This window comes from Streptomyces sp. NPDC041784, from assembly GCF_055591025.1.
Map to the genome: position 1 here is coordinate 1 of NZ_JBVJAB010000095.1, position 1,130 is coordinate 1,130.

Below are 1,130 nucleotides of genomic sequence, written 5' to 3' on the forward strand. Positions count from 1 at the left end.
CTAGTGACCTGAGTCGGAGATTCGTCGTTGGTTCGGTATGAGTCGTCCGGGTCCGAAGATTCCGCCGTTGTCGGTGACCGATGCCCAGCGGGCCGTGCTGGAGGGCTGGGTGCGTCGCCGCACGACGGCTCAGGCGCTGGCCCAGCGGTCGCGGATCGTGCTGGAGTGCGCCGACGGGCACTCGATCATGGAAGTGTCACGCCGGCTGCGGATCACTCCGGACACGGTCCGCACCTGGCGGAGGCGCTTCCTCGAACGGGGCCTGGACGGCTTGTCCGACGAGCCGCGGCCCGGCGTCCCCCGGAAGATCACCGACGCGGACGTCGAGCGGGTCATCGTCAAGACGCTGGAGGAGAAGCCGAAGAACGCGACCCACTGGTCGACCAGGTCGATGGCGGCGGCCACGGGCATGTCGCAGTCCGCGGTCTCGCGGATCTGGCGGGCGTTCGCCCTCGCGCCGCACCGGTCGCAGACGTTCAAGCTGTCCACGGACCCGCTGTTCATCGACAAGGTCCGCGACGTGGTGGGCCTGTATCTCGACCCGCCGGAGAAGGCCTTGGTGCTCTGCGTGGACGAGAAGTCCCAGATTCAGGCCCTCGACCGGTCCCAGCCCGTGCTGCCGATGGTTCCCGGCGTTCCCGAACGCCGCAGTCACGACTACGTCCGCGCCGGCACCACCACCCTGTTCGCCGCACTGGAAGTCGCCACCGGCAAGGTGATCGGCTCCCTGCACCGGCGCCACCGGGCCGTCGAGTTCAAGAAGTTCCTGACCAAGCTCGACAAGGAAGTCCCCGCCGACCTCGACGTCCACCTCATCCTCGACAACTACGTCACCCACAAGACGCCCGCCGTCAAGCAGTGGCTGCTGGCCCACCCGCGCTTCCATCTCCACTTCACGCCGACGAGTTCGTCCTGGCTGAACCTGGTGGAGCGGTGGTTCGCCGAGCTCACGCAGAAGAAGCTCAAGCGAGGCGTCCACCGCTCCGTCCAGGCCCTTGAACGGGACATCCGCAGCTGGCTCGCCGACTGGAACGAACACCCGAGGCCGTTCATCTGGACGAAGACCGCCGACGAGATCCTCGACAAAGTAGCCGCCTACTGCCGACGAATCTCCGACTCAGGTCACTAGG

1 protein-coding gene is annotated in these 1,130 nt (G+C 67.0%); it reads left to right on the top strand.

Annotated features, from left to right (window positions below; genetic code table 11):
- Nucleotides 1-37: 37 nt before the first annotated feature.
- Nucleotides 38-1,129 carry an IS630 family transposase gene (locus ACZ6D7_RS47570; protein WP_469505179.1) on the top strand — a complete coding sequence of 364 codons (1,092 nt, stop codon included), beginning with the start codon at nucleotides 38-40 and terminating at the stop codon, nucleotides 1,127-1,129.
- Nucleotide 1,130: the final 1 nt, after the last annotated feature.